Genomic DNA, 1,579 nt, shown 5'->3' with positions numbered 1-1,579 from the left:
CCTCGGCGGCCACTCGCTGCTGGCCATGCAGCTCGTGGCCCGGCTGCGCGAGGCGGGTTGCCATGTGGAGGCTCGAACCGTGTTCGACCACCCCGTGCTCTGCGAGCTCGCGCAACGCCTGCGACCACTCACGCAAGCGGCCGATGTCACCGCCCCCCAAGGCCTGCCGCTGGGTGCCACACGCATCACGCCCGAGCAGGTGCCGCTGGCCGAGCTGTCTCAGGCCGAACTCGACGCCCTGCTCGCCCACGTGCCCGGTGGCTGTGCCAACGTGCAGGACCTCTACCGCCTCGCGCCGCTGCAGGAAGGCCTGCTGTTCCACCACCGCCTCAATCCAGCCCACGACGAGTACTTGGTCTGGTCGGTCCGAAGCTTCGACAGCGCGGCCGCGCGCGAGCGCTACATCGCCGGCCTGCAGGCCATGGTGCAGCGCCACGACGCCTGGCGCACCTGCTTTGCCTGGGAAGGCCTGCCTCACCCCGTTCAGGTGGTGCTGCGCGACGCGCAACTGCCGGTGCACCCTCAAGTGGCCGAACCGGGCCGCGATGCCTTGAATGCCCTCAAGGCCGCCGTCGCCCCCAGCCGTGCCCCGATGGACGTGCGCGAAGCGCCCCTGCTGCGCTGCCATACCCTTGACGACGCGGTCAGCCAGCGCTGGCTGCTCGCCATCCAGATGCACCACCTGACCGGCGACCACGTGTCGCTGGAAGTGGTCGAGCAAGAAATCGCCCGGCTGTGCGAGGACCCGGGCGCGGTGCTCGAGCCCGCCCCTGCCTACCGCCCCTTCGTGCAACGCGCACGCGCCGTCGACCCGTTGGCGCAGGAAGCCCATTTCCAGGAGGCCTTGGGCGAAGTCACCGAGGGCACCATGCCTTTCGGGGTGCGCAACATCGGCAGCGACGGCGTGCGCGGCCACCGCGCCAGCGTGGACGCGGCCCTGGGCGCAAAACTCCGCCGCGCGGCCCGCCGACACGGCGTGACCGCGGGCGTGCTCTGGCACACCGGCTGGGCATTGCTGCTCGCGCGCGCCGCACAGCGCCACGACCCGGTCTTCGGCACCGTGCTCTCGGGCCGGCTCGACGGCGCGGACCAGCAGGCGCGGACCGTGGGGCTGTTCATCAACACGCTGCCGCTGCGCGTGGACCTCCAGCAGGCCAGTGCGCGCGAGGCGCTGCAGCGTACGCGCGAGGCCCTGAGTGCGCTGCTGCAGCACGAGCAGGCCACGCTGACGCTGGCGCAGCGCTGCAGCGGCGTGCCCGCGTCCGAACCCCTGTTCACGGCCATCTTCAACTACCGACACTCGTCGCCGGCGGCGGTGGGAGGTGACCACCCCCAGGCCTCGCTGCTGGGTCGGCTGCTGGACGCCGAAGAGCGCGTCAACTACCCCATCGGCGTCGCCATCGACGACCTCGGCGACGGCTTCGAGATCGAGGCCCAGTGCGCCGCCGGCATCGCCCCCGAGGCCCTGGCCGCCCAACTGCTGCAGACCCTGCAAGGCCTGGCCGAAGCGCTGCTCGACGCGCCCGACACGCCCGCGTTGGCCATCGAGGTGCTGCCGCCCGCGCAGCGCCACCAACAA

Annotated in this window: 1 protein-coding gene; it reads left to right on the top strand. The window is 72.0% G+C overall.

Going from position 1 to position 1,579, the window contains the following annotated elements:
* Window positions 1-1,579: condensation domain-containing protein (locus tag WDZ95_RS22200; RefSeq protein ID WP_425781695.1), on the top strand; the 1,579-nt coding region annotated here is incomplete at both ends.

It is taken from the genome of Hydrogenophaga sp. T2 (genome assembly GCF_049843535.1).
In the GTDB taxonomy this organism is placed as follows: domain Bacteria; phylum Pseudomonadota; class Gammaproteobacteria; order Burkholderiales; family Burkholderiaceae_C; genus Hydrogenophaga; species Hydrogenophaga crocea.
Note: the sequence above shows the minus strand (reverse complement) of the source record. Positions and strands in the feature narration are given on the sequence as shown.